General features: G+C 67.2%; 4 protein-coding genes. 1 reads left to right on the top strand and 3 read right to left on the bottom strand.

Annotated elements, in window-relative coordinates; translation table 11 throughout:
- Window positions 1-54 precede the first annotated feature (54 nt).
- The 3 genes from RMO23_RS13650 to RMO23_RS13640 all read right to left on the bottom strand — a co-directional run bounded on the left by RMO23_RS13650 (window position 55) and on the right by RMO23_RS13640 (window position 2914).
- Window positions 55-954: a LysR substrate-binding domain-containing protein gene (locus tag RMO23_RS13650; RefSeq protein ID WP_309682494.1), complete on the bottom strand. Its 900-nt coding sequence runs from the start codon at window positions 952-954 to the stop codon at window positions 55-57.
- Window positions 955-1103: 149 nt separating this feature from the next.
- Complete coding sequence (gene purU, locus RMO23_RS13645) at window positions 1104-1952, bottom strand: formyltetrahydrofolate deformylase (RefSeq protein ID WP_309682492.1); 849 nt, start codon at window positions 1950-1952, stop codon at window positions 1104-1106.
- Between the two features lie 83 nt (window positions 1953-2035).
- Complete coding sequence (locus RMO23_RS13640; RefSeq protein ID WP_309682490.1) at window positions 2036-2914, bottom strand: ChaN family lipoprotein; 879 nt, start codon at window positions 2912-2914, stop codon at window positions 2036-2038.
- A gap of 102 nt (window positions 2915-3016) precedes the next feature.
- Between RMO23_RS13640 and RMO23_RS13635 the strand changes: the two genes are divergently transcribed.
- Window positions 3017-3452 (top strand): AbrB family transcriptional regulator (locus RMO23_RS13635; RefSeq protein WP_309682488.1); only part of this gene is annotated, 436 nt, incomplete at its 3' end.

Here is a 3452-nt window from a genome sequence, read left to right as displayed (position 1 = left end):
CTGGGCTACAGCCCTGAAAGGCCCCTAAAACAGCGCCAGGGAGCGAAACAGGCGTCAGGCAATCGACTTTTTCAGCCATTCGGCAAAGGCCGCGCATTCCCAGCGCTCCATGGTGCCGGTGCGCCAGCACAGGTAGTGGGCGTGCGGGCTCGGGATGTTGCGCCCGAACACCGCGTTGTTGCCCAGGCGCACCAGCGAGCCGTTTTCCAGCCAGGGTGCGCCCAGCTTGAGGCGCACCAGCGCGATGCCCATGCCGGCCGCCGCCGCATCGCACATCAGGCCGATGTCGTTGAACTGCGAGCCGTCCACCGGCTCGGGCCAGTCCAGCTGGTTGGCGGCAAACCAGGTGCGCCAGGGCTCCAGCGGCGAGCGCAGCAGGCTTTCGCCGGCCAGGTCCTCGGCCGTTTCAAACGGCCCATGCTCGCGCACAAAGGCCGGCGAGGCCAGCGGCGTCACCTCGTCCTTGGTCAGGCAGACATGTTCGAGGTCGGCGTAGCGCCCGGTGCCAAAGCGCACCACCAGGTCGGAGTCCTCGGCCACCACATCGAGCAGCGGAATCGACACCTGCAGCGTCAAATCGATCTCGGGGTAGGCCTCGGTGAACTGGCGCAGGCGCGGCAGCAAAATCGAGCGCGCAAAGGTCGGCGTTACCGCCAGCCGCAGCTTGCGCTTGCCGGGCGAGCCGCTTTGCCCGGCCGCGCCCGGAAACTTCTGCAGCGTGGTCAGGCCTTCGCGCACATGCGCCAGGTATTCGCTGCCCTCGGTCGTCAGCGAAAAGTCGGCCCGGCCAAACAGTTTGGTGCCAATGATCTGCTCGAGCTGCTTGACGCGGTGGCTGACCGCGCTGGGCGTGACGCACAGCTCCTCGGCGGTCTGCGTCACGCTGCGCAAGCGCGCCAGCGTTTCGAAGGTCTGCAGGCACTGGATGGGGGGGATTCGGGAAGCGGTAGCCATGTCTATTAAGAGATGCTAAACCTTGTGAGCGAACACGGGGGCCTTTCCCCGCCAGCAGGGGCCGCGGGACTGGCTTTGCCAGACCGCAGGCGCAGCGGCCCCCTTGGGGGGCAGCGCATTACACGAAGTGAAAAGCGTGGGGGCCACATTTATTTGAAGATCACCGTTTTATGGCCGTTCAGCAGCACCCGGTGCTCGCTGTGCCACTTGACGGCCCGCGCCAGCACCTGGCTTTCGGTGTCGCGGCCCATGGCGGTCAGGTCTTCCACGGTCTTGCTGTGGTCGGCGCGCGCCACGTCCTGCTCGATGATCGGCCCTTCGTCGAGGTCTGCCGTCACGTAGTGGGCGGTCGCGCCTATCAGCTTCACGCCGCGGTCATGCGCCTGGTAATAAGGCTTGGCGCCCTTGAAGCTGGGCAAGAACGAATGGTGGATGTTGATGGCCCGGCCCGCCAGCTTGCGGCACAGCTCGTTCGACAAAATCTGCATGTAGCGCGCCAGCACCACCAATTCGGCGCCTTCCGACTCGATGATGTCGAGCTGCCTGGCCTCGACCTGGGCCTTGGTGGCAGCGGTGACGGGCAGGTGGTGAAACGGGATGTTGTAGCTCGCCGCCAGCTGGTAGAACTCGCGGTGGTTGGAGACAATGGCGCGCACGTCCAGCGGCAGCAGGCCCGACCTGCAGCGAAACAGCAGGTCGTTGAGGCAATGGCCCTCCTTGCTGACCAGGATCACGGTGCGCATCGGCTGGGTGGTGGCGTGCAGCTTCCAGGCCATCTGGAAGGGCTCGGCAAAGTCTTTCAGCTGCGCCGACAGCGCCTCGTGCGTCAGCTGGTCGCAGGCAAACTGCACCCGCATGAAAAACAGGCCGGTGTCATGGTCGTTGTACTGCGCCGCTTCCTCAATATTGCCGCCGTTTTGCAGCAAAAAACCGGACACGGCGTGAACAATGCCTTTGCGGTCCGGGCAGGACAGGGTCAGGATGTAAGCGTGGTTCATAGAGGCTGAATTGTCGCAGGTAGCCGGGGCGTGCAGGGCCGTTGGCAGGCCGGCGCTTAAGCCTTTATTGAATGCGCACCCGGCTAGGGTTTGGGCGCCAGCTGTTTGCCCAGGTCGGCGCAATGGTCGGCCTCGGGCAGGCTGGCCGTGGGCCAGACGCTGTCAAAGGCTTCGGCCTGCTCAAAGCCGTCGGTGTCTGTCGGGCGCAGCCGCACCGACCGGGTCTTGAGGCTGGCCGACAGGTGCTGCGGCACGCCGAGCTGGCGGTCGACATGGCCGCTGCCCGCCAGCAACACCACCACCTTGCCGGGCAGGGCCATCTGGCCGATGGCCAAGGCCATCGCCATGTCGCGGGCAATCTGCACGCGCGTCATGGGCGCGATCTGGTTCTCGGGCAGCAGCTTGCAGTGGCTGAGGCGGATCTGCTGCTGCTGCGCCTTCAGCGAGGGGCCGGGCAGCTGCGCGTCGAGCTGGCCGTTGGTCATGGCGGTCCGCAGCTGCGCGCGCGGCAGGTTGGCGCCCACCACCGGCACGCCGGCGCGCACCGCCGTCATCACGGCCGGCGCGTAGGCGGCCCAGGGCCAGTCCTTGTCGTTCCAGCCCAGCGCCTGGCGCGTCTGCTCTTCGCTGGAGCCGGGCTGCAGGGCCGCCGTGCTGTGCCCGGTGTCGGCCATTTCCAGCGCCAGCGCCGCCAGCAGGCCGCGTGCCGACAGCAGCGCAATCACCTGCTGCTCAATCTGCTGGTGTTCCGCCGCGTTGTGCTGCTCGCCCAGCAGCAGCACATCGACATTGGCCGGCAGCAGCGCGTCGAGCCGGTCGGCCGTGGCGTGGGCCGCCGCCGCCGTGCCGCCGGGCTGGCGCAGGATGGGCGCCTGGGGCCGATGGGCGCAACCGCTGGCCAGCGCCAGCAGCAGGGCGCAGCCCAGCACGGTAGCAGGGCGGGGCGGAAAGAAGTAGCGCATCCGTGGATACTAATGCTTTCCAGAAGTTTTCCTGATGCCTTGCGCCCTGCTCAATCTGCCCCGCCCCCGTCTGGCAAGCCGCTGCCGGCGGCGCTGCGCCGTATGACGCTGAAGCAGACGGCCGTGCTGCGCGTGGCGCTGACGCTGCTGCTGGCCTGGGCCGCGGCCGCGCTGTGTGTCAGGCTGCGCACGCCGCTGCCGTGGATGATAGGACCGCTGCTGGCCACCGCGCTGGTGTCCATGCTGGGCGGGCCGACCGCCAGCTGGACGCCGCTGCGCAACGCCGGCCAGTGGATTATTGGCGGCGCGCTCGGGCTTTATTTCACGCCGCAGGTGGTGGCGCTGGTGGCCGGGTTGTGGTGGGCAATTGCGCTCAATATCGTCTGGGCGCTGGCAGTCGGGCTGCTGTTTGGTGCGTGGCTGCACCGTGTCCACAGTCGCCCCGGCGTGTTTCATGTGGCGGGCTTGTCGCGCATCACCACTTACTTCGCCGCGCCTATTGGTGCCGCCTCAGAGATGACATTGCTCGGCGAGCGCC

It is taken from the genome of Polaromonas sp. (assembly GCF_031411155.1).
GTDB lineage: Bacteria > Pseudomonadota > Gammaproteobacteria > Burkholderiales > Burkholderiaceae_C > Polaromonas.
This window is presented reverse-complemented; position numbering and strand designations above follow the sequence as displayed.

Excerpts from the sequence above, each read along its gene's own strand:
- RMO23_RS13650 (WP_309682494.1), bottom strand. The coding sequence starts at position 954 with ATGGCTACCGCTTCCCGAATCCCCCCCATCCAGTGCCTGCAGACCTTC.
- purU (WP_309682492.1), bottom strand. The coding sequence starts at position 1,952 with ATGAACCACGCTTACATCCTGACCCTGTCCTGCCCGGACCGCAAAGGC.
- RMO23_RS13640 (WP_309682490.1), bottom strand. The coding sequence starts at position 2,914 with ATGCGCTACTTCTTTCCGCCCCGCCCTGCTACCGTGCTGGGCTGCGCC.